This is a genomic window from Micromonospora noduli (assembly GCF_003264365.1).
Taxonomy (GTDB): domain Bacteria; phylum Actinomycetota; class Actinomycetes; order Mycobacteriales; family Micromonosporaceae; genus Micromonospora; species Micromonospora noduli.
Window position 1 is genome coordinate 1 of record NZ_PYAK01000142.1, and the last position, 621, is coordinate 621.

General features: G+C 68.0%; 1 protein-coding gene. It reads left to right on the plus strand.

The genetic code is table 11. From position 1 onward, the window contains the following. On the plus strand, positions 1–618 hold a 618-nt coding region (locus tag GUI43_RS33310), incomplete at its 5' end, for a C39 family peptidase (protein WP_112700730.1). Between the last annotated feature and the right edge of the window lie 3 nt (positions 619–621).

A 621-nucleotide genomic window follows, 5' to 3' on the forward strand; every position in this document is an offset into this window, starting at 1 on the left:
CTCGCCTTCACCGGCGGCGCCATCGCCGGCCCCGTCACCACCGCCTTCGCCGCACCCACCACCAGCAAGCCCACCACCCAGACCCAGACCGACCGCAAGGGCCACAGCGAGCGGGAACTGGGCGTGCGCTACGAGGCCCAGCCGAACTTCTACTACTGCGGGCCCGCCGCCACCCGTAACGCCCTGTCCGTGCAGGGCAAGAACATCAACGTCGATGACATGGCCAAGGAAATGGGCACCACCGAGGCCGGCACCAACTCCATCAACGACATCACCCCCGTGCTGAACAAGGAAACCGGTAAGAACGACGCCTACCGGTCCGTGGAAATCAGCACCCCCGACGCCGACGCCAAGCAGACCGACACCCTGCGCGCCGACATCGTCCGCACCGTCGACGACGGCCGGGCCGTGGTCGCCAACATCGCCGGCACCAGCACCGACACCGACGGCAACACCCACTCCTACGAGGGCGGGCACTACATCAGCGTCGTCGGCTACCACGACAACGGCAACACCGTCACCATCGCCGACTCCGCCGACCCCAACCAGGCCGCCTACCAGATCAGCGTCGAGCACCTCGCCGACTGGATCGCCACCCGCGGCTACGCCACCAGCTGACCC